General features: G+C 42.4%; 19 protein-coding genes and 2 pseudogenes. 9 read left to right on the top strand and 12 right to left on the bottom strand.

The window, feature by feature from the left end; translation table 11 throughout:
* Nucleotides 1-199: 199 nt before the first annotated feature.
* Nucleotides 200-1,312 carry a DUF2066 domain-containing protein gene (locus CAG60_RS16260; RefSeq protein WP_161439428.1) on the top strand — a complete coding sequence of 371 codons (1,113 nt, stop codon included), beginning with the start codon at nt 200-202 and terminating at the stop codon, nt 1,310-1,312.
* Nucleotides 1,313-1,438: 126 nt separating this feature from the next.
* On the opposite strand, the gene wrbA is transcribed toward CAG60_RS16260, so the two are convergent.
* The 3 genes from wrbA to CAG60_RS16245 form a co-directional block, all read right to left on the bottom strand.
* The gene (gene wrbA, locus CAG60_RS16255; protein WP_161439427.1) at nt 1,439-2,020 is read right to left on the bottom strand and encodes an NAD(P)H:quinone oxidoreductase; all 582 of its coding nucleotides are present in this window, start codon (nt 2,018-2,020) and stop codon (nt 1,439-1,441) included.
* Nucleotides 2,017-2,367 carry an arsenate reductase (glutaredoxin) gene (gene arsC, locus CAG60_RS16250; protein ID WP_161439426.1) on the bottom strand — a complete coding sequence of 117 codons (351 nt, stop codon included), beginning with the start codon at nt 2,365-2,367 and terminating at the stop codon, nt 2,017-2,019. Before arsC ends, wrbA begins: the two co-directional genes overlap by 4 nt.
* A gap of 190 nt (nt 2,368-2,557) precedes the next feature.
* Nucleotides 2,558-4,024 (bottom strand): beta-barrel assembly-enhancing protease, encoded by a 1,467-nt coding sequence (locus CAG60_RS16245; protein WP_161439432.1) that lies wholly within the window; start codon nt 4,022-4,024, stop codon nt 2,558-2,560.
* Nucleotides 4,025-4,246: 222 nt separating this feature from the next.
* Between CAG60_RS16245 and CAG60_RS16240 the strand changes: the two genes are divergently transcribed.
* The 3 genes from CAG60_RS16240 to CAG60_RS16230 all read left to right on the top strand — a co-directional run bounded on the left by CAG60_RS16240 (nt 4,247) and on the right by CAG60_RS16230 (nt 7,657).
* Entirely contained in the window at nt 4,247-4,480 is a 234-nt protein-coding gene (locus CAG60_RS16240) for a hypothetical protein (RefSeq protein WP_040904123.1), read from the top strand.
* Nucleotides 4,473-5,546: an AI-2E family transporter gene (locus CAG60_RS16235; RefSeq protein ID WP_004394738.1), complete on the top strand. Its 1,074-nt coding sequence runs from the start codon at nt 4,473-4,475 to the stop codon at nt 5,544-5,546. Before CAG60_RS16240 ends, CAG60_RS16235 begins: the two co-directional genes overlap by 8 nt.
* 239 nt (nt 5,547-5,785) lie before the next feature.
* A complete protein-coding gene (locus CAG60_RS16230; RefSeq protein ID WP_161439425.1) occupies nt 5,786-7,657 on the top strand; it encodes a methyl-accepting chemotaxis protein in 1,872 nt (623 codons plus the stop codon).
* Nucleotides 7,658-7,748: 91 nt separating this feature from the next.
* On the opposite strand, the pseudogene CAG60_RS16225 reads toward CAG60_RS16230, so the two are convergent.
* The 4 genes and pseudogenes from CAG60_RS16225 to CAG60_RS16210 form a co-directional block, all read right to left on the bottom strand.
* A pseudogene (locus tag CAG60_RS16225) lies at nt 7,749-7,883 on the bottom strand (thioredoxin-dependent thiol peroxidase); the annotation flags it as partial.
* A gap of 359 nt (nt 7,884-8,242) precedes the next feature.
* Entirely contained in the window at nt 8,243-10,042 is a 1,800-nt protein-coding gene (locus tag CAG60_RS16220; protein WP_082325017.1) for a UvrD-helicase domain-containing protein, read from the bottom strand.
* Complete coding sequence (locus CAG60_RS16215; protein ID WP_161439423.1) at nt 10,042-12,258, bottom strand: AAA family ATPase; 2,217 nt, start codon at nt 12,256-12,258, stop codon at nt 10,042-10,044. The genes CAG60_RS16220 and CAG60_RS16215 overlap by 1 nt, the downstream gene beginning before the upstream one ends.
* A gap of 334 nt (nt 12,259-12,592) precedes the next feature.
* On the bottom strand, nt 12,593-12,820 hold the full coding sequence (locus tag CAG60_RS16210; protein ID WP_237667805.1) for a hypothetical protein: 228 nt from the start codon (nt 12,818-12,820) through the stop codon (nt 12,593-12,595).
* A gap of 268 nt (nt 12,821-13,088) precedes the next feature.
* On the opposite strand from CAG60_RS16210, the pseudogene istA reads away from it, so the two are divergent.
* Nucleotides 13,089-14,621: pseudogene (gene istA / locus CAG60_RS16205) on the top strand (IS21 family transposase).
* A gap of 11 nt (nt 14,622-14,632) precedes the next feature.
* Complete coding sequence (gene istB, locus CAG60_RS16200) at nt 14,633-15,373, top strand: IS21-like element ISVch3 family helper ATPase IstB (protein WP_011988345.1); 741 nt, start codon at nt 14,633-14,635, stop codon at nt 15,371-15,373.
* Here the strand turns inward: istB and CAG60_RS16795 are convergent.
* On the bottom strand, nt 15,361-15,492 hold the full coding sequence (locus CAG60_RS16795) for a hypothetical protein (RefSeq protein ID WP_272924718.1): 132 nt from the start codon (nt 15,490-15,492) through the stop codon (nt 15,361-15,363). The two genes, istB and CAG60_RS16795, sit on opposite strands and share 13 nt — an antisense overlap.
* Nucleotides 15,493-16,377: 885 nt before the next feature.
* On the bottom strand, nt 16,378-16,548 hold the full coding sequence (locus tag CAG60_RS16570; protein ID WP_165387364.1) for a hypothetical protein: 171 nt from the start codon (nt 16,546-16,548) through the stop codon (nt 16,378-16,380).
* 268 nt (nt 16,549-16,816) lie between these two features.
* On the opposite strand from CAG60_RS16570, the gene parS reads away from it, so the two are divergent.
* A complete protein-coding gene (parS, locus tag CAG60_RS16195) occupies nt 16,817-17,242 on the top strand; it encodes a type II RES/Xre toxin-antitoxin system antitoxin (protein ID WP_161439422.1) in 426 nt (141 codons plus the stop codon).
* Nucleotides 17,243-17,467: 225 nt separating this feature from the next.
* On the opposite strand, the gene CAG60_RS16190 is transcribed toward parS, so the two are convergent.
* Entirely contained in the window at nt 17,468-17,842 is a 375-nt protein-coding gene (locus CAG60_RS16190) for an MbcA/ParS/Xre antitoxin family protein (protein WP_038885217.1), read from the bottom strand.
* Between the two features lie 232 nt (nt 17,843-18,074).
* Between CAG60_RS16190 and CAG60_RS16185 the strand changes: the two genes are divergently transcribed.
* Together CAG60_RS16185 and CAG60_RS16180 are read left to right on the top strand one after the other, a co-directional pair.
* The gene (locus tag CAG60_RS16185) at nt 18,075-18,410 is read left to right on the top strand and encodes a helix-turn-helix domain-containing protein (RefSeq protein ID WP_104027213.1); all 336 of its coding nucleotides are present in this window, start codon (nt 18,075-18,077) and stop codon (nt 18,408-18,410) included.
* Nucleotides 18,403-19,809, top strand: a complete 1,407-nt coding sequence (locus tag CAG60_RS16180; protein WP_161439421.1) for a HipA domain-containing protein — start codon at nt 18,403-18,405, stop codon at nt 19,807-19,809. The genes CAG60_RS16185 and CAG60_RS16180 overlap by 8 nt, the downstream gene beginning before the upstream one ends.
* Nucleotides 19,810-19,995: 186 nt before the next feature.
* Here CAG60_RS16180 and CAG60_RS16175 read toward each other — a convergent pair whose 3' ends face one another.
* Entirely contained in the window at nt 19,996-20,328 is a 333-nt protein-coding gene (locus CAG60_RS16175; RefSeq protein WP_080537734.1) for a hypothetical protein, read from the bottom strand.
* Nucleotides 20,329-20,331: 3 nt separating this feature from the next.
* Complete coding sequence (locus CAG60_RS16170) at nt 20,332-21,270, bottom strand: hypothetical protein (RefSeq protein WP_161439420.1); 939 nt, start codon at nt 21,268-21,270, stop codon at nt 20,332-20,334.
* Nucleotides 21,271-21,297 lie beyond the last annotated feature (27 nt).

The raw sequence follows: 21,297 nt of genomic DNA, 5'->3' as shown, positions 1-21,297 counted from the left end.
ACGATTGCTATCGGTTATGGATCAAACTTTTTCTGGTTTCTGATCATTAATAAGCTGAAAAGGTTTGGCATTGCGACTGATGAGGCAGGAATCAGGAAGGAAAAACTGCGGAAAATTGACACTGGCTCTGGTACTGCGCCTTGCCCCGACCTAGATAGTTGCTTATCATCAATGCTCACTTGGAATTTATGGTAACCGTATGCGCTATTTCGTTTTGTTGTTGATGGGGTTAATCAGTCTGCCTGTATTGGCGTTAACCAAAATCAATCTGTACCAAGCTGAAGTTGTGATCGACGAACAGCACAATAACCCAGAAGCTGAAGCTCGAATTCGTGCCATGCAAGAGGTGATTGTTCGAGCCACGGGGAGTCAGGACTCATTGAACAATGACGTCGTCAGTAAAGCGCTGCGTCAAAGTGCTCAATACGCGAATCAGATCAGCTATGGACAACTCAATGATCAAAGAACATTAAGAATTGCCTTTAGTGGACCACGCATCCGAGCACTGTTAACTCAAGCGCATTTAGCATTCTGGCCAGAAGACCGGGCCAATATTTTAGTGTGGTTGGTAGAAGAATCTGACTATGAGCGGCGTATCATTTGGGAGCATTCACAAACCGACGTTGTATCGCAATTAAAAATGCAGGCTGAGCAACGTGGTTTACCGCTTACTTTTCCTGTCGGTGATTTTGAGGATGTAACGAGTATTCAAAGCTCCGATCTTTGGGGCGGCTTTACGGAGTCAATTGCGACGGCGAGTCAACGCTATACCAGCGATGCCATTTTAGTGCTACGAGCTCAAGGTTCCACTTTGCGTTGGGCGTTGTACGATCAATCCGCCGAACAGATGCGAACCTCTCCTAAAGTCCCAGTCAGTGGTCAGACTTCTGGCGAGGAGGCAATGAACACATTCATCGATGTATTGGCTAATCACTACGCTAAAAAAAGTGCGGTGTTAGTGGGTAGCGAGTCTTCACAAACGCTGTGGGCGGCATTTAAACCGATTAATAATGCTCAGGCTTTCTTTACCTTGGAGGAGAGCGTGAGACGCTTAAGCTCAGTCGCCTCTTTGGATATTGTGAGTATTCGAGGGGATGAAGTTATCTTCAATGTGCACTTGTTAGCTAGCGAAGCTGATTTCGCTCAGGAAGTGCTTCGTCTGCGCCAAGTGACGCAGAGAGCGGTACCGAAACTCGTTGAGCGTGAAAACATTGAGCAAGAACAGGAGAAAGAATATCGTGAGCCAGAGGATAAGCGACCGGTGGTGACACCACCTAAAAGAACCCAGCTTTATTTCTCTTGGCAAGATTAACTTCTCCCTGTTTAAGGGGATTGATGGTCGCTGAAGATGTTAATCGGTAAAGTCAGACAAAATCCCTCCTACCGATTTAATTGACTTGTCCCAGCCCTTTTTAGAGGTTGGGACTCACGTTTTCAATTAATGATTATCACCCTCGTTTAAGGCAACGGCGAGTTGAGCAAGGCGTTGACCAAGACGTTGGGCTAATTCACTCTCATCATGGGTTAAGGTGTTATTTGCAGAGTCAGCCACATGACTGGCGCCGTAAGGGGTGCCACCCGATCGAGTGGTATGCAGCTTGGGCTCTGAATAAGGAATCCCCATAATCAACATGCCATGGTGCAGCAAAGGCAGCATCATGGTCTGTTGAGTCGTCTCTTGTCCGCCATGTAATGTTGCCGAGCTAGTAAATACGCAGGCTGGTTTATCAATTAACGAACCTTTTACCCATAGTGGGGTGGTTTGATCCCAAAAATGTTTTAATGGTGCCGCCATATTTCCGAACCAAACGGGGCTGCCGACGGCTAAGCCATGACACTGTTCTAACTCATCGAAGGTTAAGTAAGGATCACTCACGTTTCCTTGCGCAGGTTCTAGCTCAGGAACAGTACGTAAAATTGCCTCACATCCAGAGACCGACTCAATACCTCGGGCAATATGCCGAGCCAAGCTGCGGGTACTTCCGTGACGGCTGTAGTACAGAACGATCAGACGAGTCATAAAATATCCAGTACCTGTTCTGGTGGACGACCGAGACGCGCTTGTTGATTGGCAATCACAATAGGGCGTTCGATCAGAATGGGGTGTTCTACCATGGCTGAAAATAACGCCTCGTCAGAGAGGGTAGGATCGGCTAAATTCAGGGTTTTATATAAGGCTTCTTTACAACGCATCATGTCTCGAACCTGACTATGAGGTAACTTTGCATGAATGGCTTTGAGTTGTTCAATGGTCAATGGGGTTTGTAAATAGTGGATAATGTTCAGCTGCAGGTTACGTGCTTCTAATAGCGCTAACGTTTCGCGGCTTTTAGAGCAGCGTGGATTGTGATAAATAGTAACGGACATCCTCTCTCCTTAATAAAGATGGTTTATTATTTAAGTTGCTTATTGTTCTGCGAGTTGACGAGGCTGTGGTATTGGCTGCGTCATTTTCCCCAATCACATAGTTTGTCGATATGATTAGGGTTACACTCGCTTACCAATCATCAATTACTCTCAGTCATTATTGGCTAACAATCGCCTTGAGTCGCTAAGTTTATCGTAGGGCTAAAAATCGATCTCTTTGTACCATGAGTTGATCGAGTCGTGCATCATAGCGAGCTTGTTGCAAACTACCCAAAGGAGCAAGTTGACTGGCTTGGGTATAAAACTGAATCGCTTTATTCCAGTTTGCGCCTAAGGCAAAAATTTCAGCCCTGGCTGCCAAATCTTCCGCGCTATTACCGCTTCGGCTATTCGCTTCTGCTAACAAATGCCATCCATTGACGTCATTGGGGCGCTCATGGGTATAGCGTTGTAAAATACGAATGGCTTCTGAAAATTTTTCATCTTTGATCAAGGCATTGGCGTAGTTTATCACCAATACAGGATTATTGGGTTTTCGTTGCAGTGCTTGAGCCAGCATGGATTGTGCTTCTGTGGCGCGTTCAGTATCAACCAAAAGGTCACTCATCGCATCGAGATAAAAATTATTATCAGGATGACTTTGTAGCAACTTTTTCAAGCGACTTTCGGCTTCGTCGTATTGCTTAGTATCAAGATAAACGAGAGCTTTACCATAATCAAAGGCGGCGGCCATACCCGGATCAGCTTTTCTTTGGTTACGCTTAAACCAATCTAATGCGGCTTCACTGTTGATTCCTGCATAACGAGCGACAACTCGCGAGCGCGTTAAATGATAATTCAGAGATGGAGCAACGCTAACACTAGGAAATTGTTGTGCTCGAGAACGACTATCTGTAATACGATCTTCGGGTAAAGGGTGGGTGAGGAGCATCGGTGGTGGCGTACTGGCATAACGATATTCGTCAGCAAGACGACCAAAAAAGCGTGGCATAGCATGCACATCAAACCCAGCTTTAGCTAAAGTCGCAATCCCAAAACGATCCGCTTCTTTTTCATTACTGCGCGTGTAGTTAATTTGGCTTTGCATACTGCCAGCTGTCGTCGCGGTGATCGCTGCAATTCCCGCTTGAGGCGCTGCGATGGCTAATAGCAGTGAGCCAGCTAAAGCGGCAATTGTGGCTGGGGAGCGACGAGCTTGCTCTTCCATACTACGCGCTAAATGACGTTGAGTGACGTGAGCAATTTCATGCGCCATGACCGACGCGAGCTCACTTTCTGATTGAGCATGCAGTAGTAGACCAGAATGCAGCGCAATATAACCACCGAAAAACGCGAAAGCATTAATATTACGATCGCGGATCATAAAGAAGGTAAACGGCGTTTTGACATCATCTGAGTTAGCGACCAAGCGATAACCTAGCGCATCAATATACTCATTGATAACCGGGTCGTTGATGATCGGACGGCTGTTACGTAACATGCGCATATACGCATCACCATAGATAAGCTCTTGATCAATTGTTAATGTTGAGCCTGCCACGGTACCAATATCGGGCAGTTCTATGCTATCACTCCCAAAACGATTCGCATATGCGCCAGAAAGTGGACTTAAGGTTGCCGCGAGGCAGAGGTAAACAAGAGAACGTTTTATTTTCATAGTGATAGGTAATGCTCCAAGCTTATCTTTCTCTAAGACACTGTGCGATGCCATTGGTTTCCTACACCGCAGAAAGTCATCTCGTTTACTCACTCCGGCAGTGGTATGATTGAGGCTGATTTATTTTACACACTGTGTTGCGGTTTCTTCTCAATAGTGATGATGAGGCTGACCGCTCCATCCATCAGTAGTTTGAGTCTATATTAAGGATTGAACCCTAAAATGGAACCCAAGATTGTTGATTTACCTAAGTCGTGCTGTCCTATGACATTATTACTTGCAAACCGTCACATCTTGACGCTTGATGATAGAAAAAATCACACTATTCTGATTGGCAGGCAAGATACGGTTGATGCTCCATATTATCTCAATACCATTGCTGTTCAGCACATGAATTTGCCAAATAATCGTTATTTTTCTCGTTCTATTGTTAAGGGGAGCCCGCTCGATGTTTGAAATGCTCAATCGTTGGTATCAAAGACGATTCTCCGATCCTCATGCGGTTAGTTTGGTCGCTATCTTATTTTTTGGTTTTATCATCATCTATTTTTTTGGTCATCTGATCGCCCCATTATTGGTTGCGATTGTTTTAGCCTATCTGCTTGAGTGGCCAGTAACCCAGCTATGCCGTTTAGGAATTCCGAGAACCTTATCGGTTTTGGTCATCGTGTCATTGTTTCTTGGACTCATGTTAGTTGCGTTATTTGGTATTGTTCCGACCATTTGGCAGCAAGTCATTAATTTAATTAATGATATCCCTAATATGTATAACGATTTGCAAAACTTTATTGCCAGTTTACCGGAGCGCTACCCAGAACTGGCCAACTTACAAATCATTGAGTCATTAGTTAATAATGCAAAAAATAAAGCGCTAAGCATGGGAGAGTCGGTAGTCAAAGGGTCATTAGCGTCATTAGTTAGCTTAGCAACGCTGGCGGTATATTTGATTTTAGTGCCGATGTTGGTGTTCTTTTTACTTAAAGATAAACAAGAAATGATGTCGATCGCCAGTGGCGTTCTACCTCGAAATCGACGTTTGGCGACTAAGGTATGGTTAGAAATGAATCAACAAATTTCTAATTATATTCGTGGTAAAGTGTTGGAGATTCTCATCGTCGGTGGCGTGAGTTATGTGACGTTTGCGATTTTGGATTTACGTTATTCTGCTCTGTTAGCTGTTGCGGTTGGTTTCTCGGTTCTGATCCCTTATATCGGTGCTGCGGCAGTCACTATTCCAGTCGCAATTGTTGGTTTGTTTCAATGGGGATTAACGCCTCAATATTATACCTTGTTGATTGCGTATTTTATTATTCAAATTTTAGATGGCAACGTGCTGGTGCCGATTCTATTTTCTGAAGCGGTCAATTTGCATCCGGTTGCCATCATCATTGCGGTTTTAGTTTTTGGCGGATTATGGGGTTTTTGGGGCGTCTTTTTTGCTATTCCTCTGGCCACATTAGTCAAAGCCGTGTGGCATGCTCTACCCAGTAATGATGATGAAACGGTCTCGATTGATAGTTAAGTGACGATGTGTTTTTACTCGTTATCTGATTGCAAAGCCTCATTGTCGTTAATGAGGCTTTTTGTTTAAAGATAATTAAGCGCTGTTTATGTTGTCGTTGCGGCAAAAGCGTTAACTTTTGCTTACACTCTTAATATCCTCGTTTAAGTTTTGATTGAACTTGGCGATACAGTGATTAAGGCCAACTTCGCCCGAATAAAAAATAAAAATAACATTAGGAAGATTAGTAGAGGGAAATTATGAAATTTAGTCAAAAAATTGTGGCAGCTTCATCTGCATTATTGTTGGTCATTGTCGTCTCATTGTCTGTGCAGCAGTTGACGACGGTTCGCTCAGAAGTTCAAGCATTGGTGCACAGCAGTTTAAAGGAGATGGTTGCAGGGGTAAAAAACACCATTACCTTAGATATGGGCAGTAAGAAGGGAATGGCCAAAACCATCACCGAAACCTTAGAACTTGATCCTTTAAATCGTCAATACGTCAGCAATGTGCTAGAAAAACCAACGCTCAAAGGTAGTTTTTTATCCATTGGGTTGGGATATGAATCTGATGGTTCAATGGTCGAAAATGACGATGGCTGGGAGCCTGGTAGTGATTACGATCCAAGACGTCGCCCATGGTATATCGGCGCTAAAGCTCAGAATTCACTCGTCGTTACTGAGCCTTATTCTGACGCATCGACCAATAACATTATCATTTCTATCGGTACGCCTGTACGCCATGCCGGACGCTTTATCGGCGCGATGTTTTATGATTTAGAGCTCACTCAATTAGCGGAAATGGTCAATCGGATCAACCTATTTGATGCGGGTTACCTGTTTATTGTGACTGCCGATGGCTCAACCATTGCTCACCCTGAGACTCGGTATAACGGTCAGAAATTAACCGCTTATTTGCCCGATGTTCAATTGAAAGAGGGACTAAAACAGGTTGATATTAATGGTCAGTCACATTTGGTGTATTTTAGTCATGTACCCAGCGAAAATTGGTATGTGGGGGCGGTGATTGATGAGTCGCTAGCATTCGTTGCTCTGACTAAATTACGCAATAGCTCGATTATTTATACTTTGATTGGGGTGATTGTCAGTATTATAGGTTTAACCTTACTAATTAATGTATTAATGCGCCCGCTGAGCGTGCTTAATCAAGCAATAAAAGATGTCGCTTCAGGACAAGGTGATTTAACTAAGCGTCTAGATACCAATACCGATCAAGAGTTCGCAGAGCTTGCTCACGGCTTTAATACCTTCACTGAGACCTTACAAACGCAAATCAAACAATCGAAAGCGATTGGTGAGGAGATCATGCGTGGCGCTGAATTAACCATCATGAGTGTTGAAGGTTCATCTTCAGCGATGCGTTCTCAGTTACAAGAGCTTGAGCAATTAGCGACAGCGATGCATGAAATGTCAGTAACCGCGACGGAAGTCGCCAATAACGCTCAAGGGGCCGCCTCTGCCGCAAAAGAAGCCGATGAAGCAACCATTGAGGGATCGCAAGTTGTGAGTGTGACGACGCAATCGATTGATAAGTTATCCGCGCACATTGAAATGGCCGTTAAAGAAGTTCAAGGTTTGGAGTCGGCAACGGCTAATATTGAAACGATTTTAAAAGTGATTAACGATATTGCGGATCAAACCAATCTATTAGCACTCAATGCGGCCATTGAAGCGGCGCGAGCGGGTGAGTCGGGACGTGGTTTTGCGGTTGTTGCTGATGAGGTACGTACCTTAGCGCAACGAACTCAGCAATCGACCACTGAAATTCGCGGTATGATTGAGCAACTGCAAATCGGCTCTAGCTCGGTCTCGAAAGCAATGAAAGAGAGTAAAGATACCGCGATAGATGTCGTTGCCAAAGCACAGTTAGCCGATGGTGCATTACAGCGTATCCGTCATGCCATTCAGCAAATCAGTGACATGAACTTACAGATTGCTTCTGCGGCGGAGCAGCAAAGCTTGGTGGCCGAAGAAATTAACAGCAATACGGTGAAGATAAAAGATTTATCAACCCAAGTTTCTGACTCGGCAGAAGAAGCAAATATTGCCATGCAAGTTCAAGCTGAGAACGTGCGTGAGCAAGACGCCATTTTAGGTAAATTTATTGTCTGATATCGTTTATCGATAGTCAGTCGTAATAAAAAACCGCTTCGTTAATAACGGGGCGGTTTTTTTCGTTGCCGAGGAGAGTTTGCAGGTAGGCTTAGTGCTGGTTTAAGTAGTTAAGAACCACCTGATGATGATCTTTGGTTTTAAACTTATCAAACACATGAGCAACTTTACCTTGTTCATCAATTAAAAAACTGATCCGATGCAGGCCATCGTAAGTTTTACCCATGGACGATCACCCTTGGGAATATTCTAAGACCTAAATTTTGACAACTATTGACAAACTCTATTTTTAACAGTGAGTTAGGGTAATAAATTTTCTTTTTGAACTCTAATTATAGCAGTTGTCATAATTTTTTGTAAATCGGCTGTTTTTGACGCTTTTCAAAGCGCAAACTTGTCATAAAAAACTTAGGCAGTGCAATGAGGTGAAATGGGTTGTCATTGCGACTGAATTGTTTGGTGATCACAATGCATAAACTTATCACCAAACTCACTTTTGGACAAAAGCCTTTTAGAGTTAGTGCCCTAGGCTACTCGCTTAAAACAAATTGAGATAGGGCAAAACTAAACTAATTGTTGTCAGTTCTATACAAAACGATCATAAGGAAATTGCACGCGTTGAAGAACTTCAGTGGACGTACGTTCGGTTTGATTTGGGCTATAGCCTTGCATTCGCCCTCTTTCAGAGATCAAGTGCAAGTTTTTTCTTGCCCTAGAGCCAATAACATAGAGAAGCTTCTTCGCACTCTCTTCTGATGAGTCATTAAAATTAGGAACTAACCCCTCAAGTAAACCGAATGATATAACTGCGTCATATTCACCACCTTTAACCCCGTGGATAGTAGAAACTTTTATTCCACTTCTCGGCTTAAAAGCTCTTCGAAATGCCTCTATATCTGTAGCAAATTCCTCGCTATCTCTGCGGAGCCTGTCTATGCGATCTTCTGTACTACTCAAAAAAGATTCATAGTGCTCTTGCAACATTGGATAAAGAGAGTAATCAACCCCTAACCTTTTGAATAGCTCATCGAAGAAAGAGCATAGGTAAGTAATTCCGTCCTCCTCGTCTATTGAAATTGAGTTAATTGATTTTAAGAGTTCTTTCGAAGTGAAAGGAGCTATGTCCACCATTGCAATTTCTAAATCATATAAAATTTCAGATGCCCACCTTAAACGTTTGACATACATGCTAGGGGAAGGCTCCGTGAGAATAATTCTTGTAAGCTTGTACCAGAAGTTCTCAAGGTCTCTAGAGAATGGTACTAAACCGGGGCCATCAAAACTATATTGAGGCAACCGATTCACTAAATTTCGTGTTAGTGCAGCTAAATGCGTCCACCAAGGAGCAATGACGCAAATATCACGCTCTGGGATATTGCAATTTTCAATGTTGTGCTCAATATATCGACTTACCTGCTCAACTAAGTCATCTTTGTGAGTTAATTGATCATAGGTTATTGTACTTTGATAATCTCTCTCACGACCTTCTGCACTAGTTGTACTTGGGCTAACATTATAATTTCGATAATACTCTATAATCTTTCGTGAGCTTCTATAATTTTTATCCAAAGACATTGGAGTAAATGAAGCTGCGGTTAAAGATTCAAGTTCTGTATGAGATATTGCATAACCACCTAATGATGTATATATGGCTTGGTTTGGGTCACCTACTATAAATGTTGTCACTTTACTCGGATTAGCCCTCATAATGCTCGCTACAATTGAGTACTGAATCTCTTTGGTATCTTGATATTCATCTATAAAGAAGTAAGAAAAAAGATTAGATAATATTTTTGATATAGCGACCTTGTTACGTAGGAGTTCGTAAGAGAAGTACAATATCTGTTCAAAATCTATTTGGTGATTATTGTCTAGGTGTTGATGATAAGCTTCCAGAACACTAGTAGCTAAGCTCCCACCGCTTCCTGTAATGTTCAGACCTGTTGGTGTATAAAAATGTGAACATTGATAGTATGTAATATATTGTTGAGGTCGTAACCCAAGACAAATATTGGTTATAATATCTTCACTATCATATGAGTTAATGACTTTGAAACCGTTTTTAAGCTTGTCATGGTATATCCCATAAGGTTTTATAATCCACTCTAAGCAAAATGAATGAATCGTCCCGATCCATAGTTGAGAAGTTTCAACTCCTAGTAGCTCTATTCTCTCACGAATTTCATCAGCTGCACGATTCGTGTATGTAATTGCTACAATCCATTTCTTTTCATCGGTCAACTTAGACAATTCAAGAGCGATTTTATACGTTAATGTTCGTGTTTTCCCACTACCTGGGCACGCCTCAAGGAATACATTACCCGCTTGTCGAATAGCATCCACTTGCTCATCATTAAGATCATCTTTATCCCATACGAACATCATTAAATCCTTTCTAGCAAATGATGATTTTCTGTTGGGAAATCAGCTATAAATGAAGCCTTAATATCATTGATGTCATCGTTAGCCGAGTCGAATACATCCCATTTAGGCGCAAATACTTCGATACCTGTTTCCAATGGTAGCAGATAAGCTTCACACCGAGCTTTTAGGTCCATGTCTCCATCCGCGTCAGCTTTTTCCATGTGCTTTTTACCTTCAGCGACATGCTCCTTAATAGAGTTAAATCGATAGCTTAGTATTTTAAAGGTAAGAACTGGATCAAATTCACCATGTGCAAATTTGATTGCCTCAAGAATGTACTCTGGAATTACTACTTTAAAGTTGATCGCCTTTCCAAGAGTAATAGCAAACCAGCCCTTACCTTGATGATTCGCCATCGTTAATGCCCTCATTCCAGATGTGGCGATATCTGCATTAGATAGATCTTCCTTGGCTGTGACTCTTGTTGCCGGATCAACATAAACGTCTTCAACAACATTTTTAAGATATACGCTATTAGAAGACTTAATAAAATCTACTTCAAAAGTGTGTTCTGCATAGAAAGGGCTTAACCAAGGGTTATTATCGCAGAACTCATCAAGTATCAGTTTACGATTAGCTCCTGACTCCTCTGAACCTTTAGCTTTTCTCTTTTTCTTCTTTAAAGCTTCACTATCATGTTCTTGGATTTCAGTATCGAAAAACGCAGAGTCTAGGTCAGTAATAATACTACAGCGTTTCCTAATACGTTCATCGTTAAAGAGCATTGCGATATTTTCGAATCCTGTACTTCTTATATTGACTAGACTAATTCCCATCTCATCCAAGCTTATTCCTGTTGATTTTTTAAACAAAACGGGTATTAGAATTTCTTCTGCATCACCTTCAACTAAAATGACACTTCGTGCAAATAATAGATTGCTTCGAATAGCATCTAGATACCGCTGAACGAAGCCACTTTGCTCATTGGTCAGCCCCTTAGCAGGTTGGAAAACCTCACAATTTTCATCTACCAGACCAATAATGTTCATGTTTCTTATATTGCTGACTTCTGAAATATGTGATGAGTGGGTCGAATAAATAATTTGAGTATTTTCGTACTTGATGTTGTCGAACAATGATTTTTGAATATGCGTATGAATATGAGCTTCTGGTTCCTCTATCAATAAAAAATTTGCGATTGATTGATTAGATTTTTGATACTTAAACTCTAAAATTTTCAACGTGAGGTATAAAAGATTAGCGCCCCCTAAACTCATTTCATGAATAGCACCTTCATACCCATCGTTTGACTCAGCAACAAAAAGCTTCAAGGACTGAAATAGCTGGTCTGAATCATCTGTCAAACTTGAGCGGATCGAGATTGAACTTGGAGAATACGTATCTCCAACTGTATCGCCTACTGTTGATGCAATGTCATCTCTAACATCACAAACATCATTTAGGCCTTCAATATTCTCATTCAAAGTACCAATCAGCTCAGCTATTGGTTGAAAATCCTCTTGGGAAATTTCACCCGACTTATTTTTTAACAGTGTTAGCAGGGGGTTTGTTCTATTGTTGTGGAAGTCTGAAACCACATCTCTCAATGCCTTAATAAAGGTGAATGAAACCTCATTCGGCATATTTAGGATATATGGTAGTCGTATCCCAATTTCTGGGTTGTTTAGCTCATTTGGAAAAGCAACAGCATCAAAGTCACCGACAATAGCTTTATATACTTCTGGATCAGCAAAATTCGCAGTACTTTTCCCAGTTAAAACCGTTTCATAGTCATCTATTGAGATATCATTTAAATACTCTTCTAACGCTGTGGTGTCGCCAACGGGGATTGTTGAAATCGCTTGGCGTATATGAGCTTTAGGTCTGAATATGAGGTTGTAGGTTGCTTTGGTTACTACCTCTTCTTCACCTTCGATATTCCCATTTCCATGGAGGAACAGTGACTGACTAGCTTCATCACTAGAAATATCATCGAACTCACAACTTATGATAATCCAGTGACCTTTCCAACTACCTAGCGCTCTACAGAAATCACTCTCAGACAGTTTTGTCGACGACCTAGGCATCGAGTTGTCAAGCAGCAATCTCAGAGCACGAAATAAGTTGGTCTTACCTGATGCATTCTCACCAATTACAGTGTTGATACCTTTGTTAAAGTTAAGTTTGACGTTCTTAAAATTGCGGTAGTTAATTAGGTTTAAACTACTAATATGCACGTTGTTATCCTTTACTTATCGGCACGCAACACGACATCACTGCCTAAATCATCTGACGAATAATGTACCACGAAGTGCATAAAACGAAGCTTAATTTTGATCACACAAGAGAATGACAGGTCAACTTTTAGACAATTGGTGATGAAATGTTTTTCCTCACAAAAATGCGAGGAAAAATTAAAAGATAATTTTTTGTATGGTGAATTTCGTTTTTAGTAATTTTCTGAAAAATTAGCGAAACACGTTTTGGGGCATTTTTGATTTTGACTGATTTGAGCAACAGGCTGTTGCACAATTGGGAAACGGCTTTTTTCACTAACAAGCGAGTCTGATTTTAGCCACCAACAGGTTGTTGACCAAATTTTTCATCGGGAAGGTCTTGCTCATCATCGAACATCACAATGCTTCTACGATGCTCCTTTAGAGCAGATAATGCAACTTGAAAACAACTTTCACACATATCGAGGTGGTGGGTAATACCGTCCATTTTTGACCCAAATCCCCAGTTAGCAGTCAGTTCACCAACCTCTTCTAACTTAACGCCATTTGAATCGACGACCATCACACTAGTACCACAGATATCACAACATCGATCAACAATGCATATTTCGGAGCATTCCGATCAGTCATTTCGGGATTATCCGATCACCCATTTCGGTTTAAACCGATCACTGATTCCGCGATTATCCGATCACTTTTAGCCTAACTCCGAAATCGGTGATCGGAATAGCGAAAACCGCGATCGGAATGCCCGAAATCCTTCCTTTTTCTCTTTTAAATCAATAGCTCGCTATTCTTTACTTCTTAAACAAGAACGTAAGGAAGCGACAATGGCCAAAAAGAGAACTCCAATGAACAAAATCAAAGAGGTATTACGCCTTAAGTACGACTGCGGTCTCTCCAATCGTGGTATCGCTTCTTGCCTGAAACTCGGCCCGTCCACCATATCGGAACTCCTTACTCGCTTTAAACAAAGCCAACTTGGCTGGCCTCTACCCGAAAGTTGCAGCGATGCTGATCTCACGCAAGCGCTGTATCACGGCAAGAAAGCCAGTCGCGATAAAGTCATGCCAGACTTCACTCAATACGCAGTCGAACTCAGACGTAAAGGTATGACAAAGATGTTGTTGTGGCAGGAATACCATGAGCAATATCAAGAACAAGCTTACGCTTACACTCAGTTCTGCGAGCACTTCACTCGTTGGTTCAAAACCCAAAAGCGCAGCATGCGCCAGCTCCATGTGGCAGGTGACAAGCTGTTTATCGATTACTGTGGGCCTCGGCTTCAAGTGGTCAACCCTGATACAGGTGAAGTGCGCGAAGCAGAAGTGTTCGTGGCGACCTTAGGTGCGTCCAATTACACCTATGTTGAAGCCTTCCCGAGTCAAGGTAAGTCTTACTGGTTAGAGGCGCATGCCAATGCGTTCGAGCACTTCGGTGGTGTACCACAGCTCTTGGTTCCCGATAATCTACGTAGCGCGGTCACCAAAGCCAATCGTTATGAGCCGAGACTTAACGACAGTTATCAAAAACTGGTGAATCACTATCAAACCGCAGTGATGCCAGCTCGCCCTTACAAACCGAAAGACAAAGCCAAGGCAGAGAATGCCGTGCTCCTAGTGGAACGCTGGATCATGATGCGACTACGACATCAAACCTTCCATACCTTCAAAGAGCTGAACCTTGCCATCCGTGAGCTTATGAATGACTTAAACGAACGTGAGATGAAACAGTATGGTGCGAGCCGCAAAGCGCTGTTCGACAAACTCGATAAGCCAGCGTTAAAGCCGCTACCTAAGCAGCGATACCTCTATACCGAAACCAAGCGAGCCAAGGTTGGGCCTGATTATCACATCGAATATCGCCGCCACTACTACTCGGTGCCACATCAACTTGTTGGTCACCATGTCGAACTGGAAGCCTCCAACCGTCTGGTGCAGATCTACCATCAAGGTAACTTGGTAGCCTAGCATCCACGCAGCCAAAGAGAGCGCGGAAACAGCACCCAACCAGAGCACATGCCGAGTAATCATCAACATCAGAAGTGGTCGCCTGGACGCCTGCTCAACTGGGGAGCCAATATCGGCCCAGACACACGAGAAGTCGTCAATAAGATGCTCTACTCCAAGCCTCATCCAGAGCAGTCGTATCGCTCCTGTCTTGGGCTGCTCAATCTGAGTAAAGCGCATGGCGAGTCGCGCTTAGAGCAAGCCTGTCAAGATGCGCTGATGCTGACAAAACCGAACTACACCTTCATCAACAATCTACTGAAGAACAATCGTGAAGGACAACTGAGCAAAGACAACACGAGCACGCCGAACCTTGTTCATAGCAATGTCCGTGGCCCGAACTGTTATCACTAGGAGAAATACAAATGAACGCACTGAACGACCAACTCAAAACCCTCCGCTTGAGCCATGCAGTGAAAGCGTTAGAGCAGCAACAAGAACAACTGAGCACCTACGCAGAGCTGGACTTCGAGGAAAGGCTAAGCCTACTTCTGGAAAGTGAAATCTTGAATCGCAATCAGACAAAAATCCAACGCTTAAAACGACAAGCCAAACTGAGAGTGGATGCTCAGCCGAGCCAACTCATCTACAAGGAGGGACGAAATCTCAATCGTAAACAGATGAGCGAACTTCTAACGGGCAGTTATCTACATAAGCACCAGAATATCTTGATCACAGGCCCAACAGGTGCTGGCAAAACGTATCTTGGCTGCGCACTGGCAACCAGTGCCTGCGACCAACAACACACGGTCAGATACTATCGATTAACTCGCCTGCTTGATGACCTGACCGCAGGTCGTCTGGATGGTAGCTATCAAAAGCAACTTCAATCGTTGGCTAAGAAAGCTCTACTAATCCTCGACGACTGGGGGATGGAAAAACTGACTCAAGAGCATGCAGGTCACTTGCTAGAAGTGCTTGAAGACCGCTACCAAAACAGCAGCACAATCGTAATCAGCCAACTACCCGTAAAGGAGTGGTATAACATGATCGGCAACGCCACCGTCGCTGACGCTCTAATGGATCGGCTGGTACACAATAGTCATCGAATAGAACTAGGAGGTGAGTCGATGAGAAAACTGGCGCAATCCGATCACTTAGAGTAAAAATAGGAAGAGAGAAAAACGGCAGGATCAAGTGATCGGAATAAACCGAAACGAGCGATCGCAATCACCGAAATACGCACAACAACGACCTCTATCGTTTTTTGTCCATAAACTTTCATTGTGAACTCCTGTCGCTGATAAGATTAATCATTACTTAGTACCAAATAACAACTAAGTAGTAGCTGAAATTATAGCTGTCCTATAGGCAACTGAACAATTAACAAAGTCGCTGAATTTTCATTGTTACTCAGCGAAGTATCCTTCTTATGTAGACACGTTAAACGTATTAGTAAAAACTAAGTCATGAGGCAGAGCAAAAGGGAACTGGCTCAATTGACGCTGGTGCAGAATGGGGCAGAAGCAAACTTGCCACATACGGTTCTTAGCTTTAAACTAACTTTGAGAGCCTCGGGTATCCCTGCTTTTTCTTGGAGTTACGATTTACTGTCTGGCCAGAAGTAATTGTATCGAATTGAACTTGGCTTAATCGCAAAGCAGACCACCGAGGACATACGATAAGTCTAGGTGCTTTCCCTCCCATATGCATTGGTGATTAAACACCCGACGCTGCACACAGAATGTATTGAATGACAAACCTTCTGTAGCTGTTTACAAAGCCATAGGCATTGCCTGTGGCTTTGTCGTACCTGGAACTAAAAAACTGGTTCAACAGGCTTACACACAAATTAATCTATTGATAGTTTCTTATGCTCTAAAAACGTTTAGGGGCGAAGGTGAATTTGCTGTGAACTTTTCTTGCACACACCAGGACACTATCTGCAATCGAAACAAACGGGGCGTCCACATATGGTAAAAATGATATCCAACCACTAGTATTGCCTGTCTTTGTATTTCCCAAAAGCTTGAGTTAGTAGGTAGGAGTAATAACCGTAAATTTAACCTCATTTACGGTTGAATCTGGATTTCCCAGAAAACTGGCATGAATTGCGGTAAGATTAACCGAAAATTTAATAAAATTTACGGTTGAATCAGGTGATTGGTTGTTAACGCTGGTATTTTTTCTTCAGCTTTTTTAGCTCTTCTGGATTGTTTTTCTCTAGCTCTTTTTCATATTCATCCATATGTTTTGAGAGCCAAACGTGAACATTTTCCGAATAGAGAGTAAAAGCACCAATAGCTAAACTCAATGCGAATATTATACTTAGAAACAACATCCTAGTCCTCTCATGTGTTGTGCCGACGCGCTAGTTCGTACTAGCTAACAACCCTATCAATTCATCAGTTGTAACTATTTTTCATGAACCATTTTCGTTTATAACATATACAGCAATACGATACTTGGATTAGTTCTATTGTAGCAAAACCAGCTTGCCACTAATTGGAAAGAGTATGTAGGCAACTAGCAAGCCTCGACACATTTCCGTGTTAAAATAATCTAATTACGCCTATTGTGTAAGTGTAGTTAGATTCGGAGGTACTTTAATGTTCAGTGCTGCTTATGAAATGCTTGGAGGTGAAAAACGCAAAGCTCAGAGCGTAATCGATAGCCTAAAAATTATTCGTCAAGGGCTTCCTGTTGAAATGCTGGATAGAGGAATGTTAACTCTTGGTCTGACTAAGACAGATTACGCGAAAATTATTGGCGTTAATCTGCGTACTCTCCAGCGAAAAATGAAAGAACCGAACGCAACGCTAAGCCCAACAGCCAGTGAACATGCTCTTATGCTTGCTGATATGGTCAAAGAAGCAGATGAGTATTTTGGTGATCGTGATGCGACATTACGCTGGTTAAATAAACCCAGTTTGGTGTTTGAAAACGAAACACCACTTTCACTCTGTGACACAAAAACCGGTATCATTCTGGTGACAGAAGAGATCAATAAGTTGAAGTACGGATATACGGCTTAACTGGAAACCTACCAATGGTCTGGTCACAAAGCCACTTTTCTGACATAGCAGGGAAAGTTGGTCTGTTTGGTTCTGCGATATAGGCTCTTAGACACACAATGATTGGGTACAAGCGTGTTAGTTCCAGCCCATATAGCGTATCTCTGCCTTACAAAGTAGGCTTCATCCGGAAAGAGATGGCCAATGGATCAACATATCAACCTGATCTTTTGAGATAAAAACATCTCAAGAAAAATCACCATACTTGATACGATTTAATGCATCTAAAACGCGTTTTAAATCGCCTTTAAGCACAACTTCTAGCGGAGTTAGACCAGATAGCGCTGGAATTGCGGAAGTTAACCATTCTGCTCTCAAACCAGAGTCCTCAAACACATCCTCCATTTGCTCTTTTAAAGTAGGGTGTTGTGAAAGAATGTACTCTATAGACTTCGACTGGGTATCATCCTCAAGTTCAACTTTGCGTAAAGTCCATGAGCCATCGTTATTGTCGAGCCATTCGATTTGATCGCCTTCTTCCCATTGCAATTCTTCTTGCAGTATTTCTGGAATGTTGAAGAAAGCTTCACCATCACAGGTCTTCTCAATTTTAACTTTCATTGCTGCTTAGAACCTTATTCTATTCACATGGTGATTTTATGACACGCTTACTCTAGTTTAGCAAAAACAGATTGCCACTTATTGGAACGAACATACAACTAGCAAACTAAACATAAGTTACTTAAATTACACTTTTAAATAATTTCTTATACAGACACTTCAAAAGTGAGTTATAGTGAACTTATATATTGAGGCGACCCCAATAGTAACAAAAGTACATTAAAAGGCACTTATGAAAAAAGGTAAGATGGTAAAGGCACAACCTATGCCTGATTTGAATACCGAGTTCAGTATGGAAACGCTGGGAGCCGCCATTCGCTCAAAGCGCACCGATAGAGGCTGGCGTATTGATGATCTCGCTTCAAAAGCCAACTTATCTCGTAGAACAGTCATGAAAGTAGAAAAAGGCGATACCAGTGTCACCTTTGCCAATGTGCTCGTCCTCATGGACATCTTAGGGCTATCGTTACGCCTTATCGATTTAAACCTATTTGTTCGTCCACATAGCCAAATACCCTCCCAAGCTGAAAACAGCGTGAGAGGCAATGAGGACGGTTGGTATGAGTAAGTTACAACAGTTAGACGTGTTTATCGGTACGAATACCAAAATTGGTCGTTTGATTCTTCCTGTCGGAACAGAAACAGAGTTCTCATTCATCTATGAAGATGAATGGAAACACACTGGTTTCCCGATTTCGCCCCACATCCCTTTCGATGATCGGGCTTCGCCACGTAGTATTGAGAACTACCTCAGAAACCTCCTTCCTGAAGGAGAAGCCTTTGAGGAGATGATACAAAACACCACTATCTCCAAAAGCAACACTTTCGGGCTGATTCGTAAGCTTGGTGCGGAAACATCTGGCGCATTATCTTTTCGAGTTCCAGAATCAGAACCTCAAGAAACTAGTTTTAGATCTGTACCTGATGATGAACTAATAGAACGACTAGAGCGAAATCTAGCGCCATTAGTTTATTGGGACGGTAAGGTTCGCCTTTCGGTTGCTGGTGTGCAAAACAAATTAAACTTACTTAAGCGCGGTGATGAATGGGGGTTTGGCGAAGGAAAATTAAGTTCGAACTACATTCTGAAATTTGAAAGCGGTAGAGCACCGTGTATTGCTGTTAATGAGTTCTTTTGCATGACATTAGCCAAGCTAGCAGGTTTGGACGTCGCTCATGTTGAGTTAACTCGCATTGGGAATACTAGGACGCTGATCATAGAGCGGTTCGATCGTGCCTATATCGCTACTCGTGATATCGTTCAACGAAAACATGTGATTGATGGCTGTCAGGCAACTGACTTACCTCCAGGTTACAAATACGAGCGTCAGAATGGGGATGAAGGCGATGGCGTATATATGCGTGATGGCGTTTCTTTCCCACGCATACTGTGTGTCAAAACCATAGACACGGTCATCACTAACCTAAAGCTCACCCAATGGATGCTCTTTAATCTAGTAACGCTAAACTACGATGCTCATGGTAAAAATATTAGCTTCTTCGTCACCCCTAAAGGGCTGGAACTAACCCCTTTTTATGATTTAGTAAACATAGAAGCCATCGCTCAAGAGGGAACAAAACGTAACTCACGAAGCGGTAAACTGTCTGCTGATGAGGGGCGTGCCGCCAGTATCCCTCAATATTTTGCAATGTCGATTGGAGATTGGGAAAGTGAGGACTTTCAAAATCCGCCGAAAGGTAACTTCAAACGCCCTATCACCAGCTATGATTTAGCTGAATTCGGCGCTCTGCTGAGTTATTCAGGCACCAAAATGGCTTCCATAATGGTAGAAACCGTTGGTGCTATAAAAAATGCTCTGAAGGAAGCGATTGACCTTACCGAAGCTCAAGGAATCGACGATGGGGAACGTGAACACATAGAGCTATGTGTGTCACTCATCCAAACAGAGTGTGAACATTTACTAAGTCAGGCCGAGAGTGTACCAGAAATGAGTGAGCTTCTTTAGTGGCTAATGCAGAAGCGAGCATTAGCGAGCATTAGCAATTTATAAACCACTTTTGGACAGAACTTTCTCAGCGACTTGACTAAATTAGCATCTAATCAATTACAAAAAGTACTGCAAAGCCTCTAATTGAGTGGCTAATTAAATACATCCACTACATAGGTGTTAAGATGCAAAAAACGAAAACGCTTATAAGAATTTAGCCAACTGTGCTAATACCTTATCGATAGCATTCGCTACCTGAGCTAGCACTTTAACCTTATCTTCTGCGCTCTTTAACGCTTTTCTCGCTCCTTTCGCTTGATTGATAAGCTCCTTAAGACTTCCTTGTCCTTTAGCGAGTGTGACCGAATTGTTTTCTAGTATGACCGCATTGTAGGCATAAATTTGGTCACCTAGTTGTTCGCATTGTAGTAACAACGGCTCATCTGCTGGATCTAACATGACAGAGTCAAGGTAGCTTTGAAGTTCGTCATACATACTTTCCAATTCAGCGTATGCAGTGTTGTGGCTATGTTCCATTAGTTAGTCCTCTAGGTTATCGCGAAACTCTTTGATCGCATCGATCTGTGTCTTAGTAGATTTGAGCGCTTTCTTGGCCGCGTCCATCGTTAAGTCGTCATCATTTTTTAAAGATATGACTATCGATTGGTTCAACTTTTGAATATCCACTAAGGCACGTTCAAGTTTTGCAAACTTCGCATCTAGCTCGTTTATACGTACCCTGATCTCATAAGCTTTCTTGTAAGCATCAGCTCGCTCTTCAAGTGAATGATAGAACGTCACACAGCGTATGTTGTCACTGGTTTCACAGCGATTGGGGTTGTTGAGTAGATACAGGCGAATACGCAGTTCTTTTTCCAAAGAAATCCTTGTCGCTTTCTTCCAAGAGTCCAATTCACCCTCTAATGATTTAAATGCGCTTTGAACTATATTCTCTGAATCAATGACGATTTTCTTTAATAGGTCATAACGCTTTTTCTCCGTATAAGCACGCGCGATTGCATTCACGCTAGTTGAGAGTAATTCAACGTCGTTTACATCAATCTCTCCGACTTGGGGCATCCGGGATAGAGATACCAACGACGAATTTAGCTTCTCCGAGTATTTATCCAGAGCTTCGCTTCTATCGTCGGTCGCAAGCAGATAAATACTCTGGGAAAATGTATTCAAGTTTTTGAGTAGAGCCTCTTGACCGGCATTGTTGATGGTAGAAATATTTAGGTCTGAGCCAGTGACACCATCCCGTGTTGCTTTCATCAGTTCAGCGTTAATGCGCGCGTCATCGGCAGATTCATATACAGCGATTAGCGCGTCTTGAACTTCTGTAGATTGCTTGGCGTACTCTCCCACCATTGTAATCGATTCATTCGATGCACAGCCACTAAGGCCTATCACTACCAGCGAAGCCGTTGTGATAAACCTCAACCTTGTAACAGCGGAGACTTTAAACCATTTAGTCATGTATTTTCCCTTTTACTATTAAGGAGT

Origin of the sequence: Vibrio sp. V33_P6A3T137, from assembly GCF_009904835.1 — a bacterium.
Classification (GTDB): domain Bacteria; phylum Pseudomonadota; class Gammaproteobacteria; order Enterobacterales; family Vibrionaceae; genus Vibrio; species Vibrio metschnikovii.
This window is presented reverse-complemented; position numbering and strand designations above follow the sequence as displayed.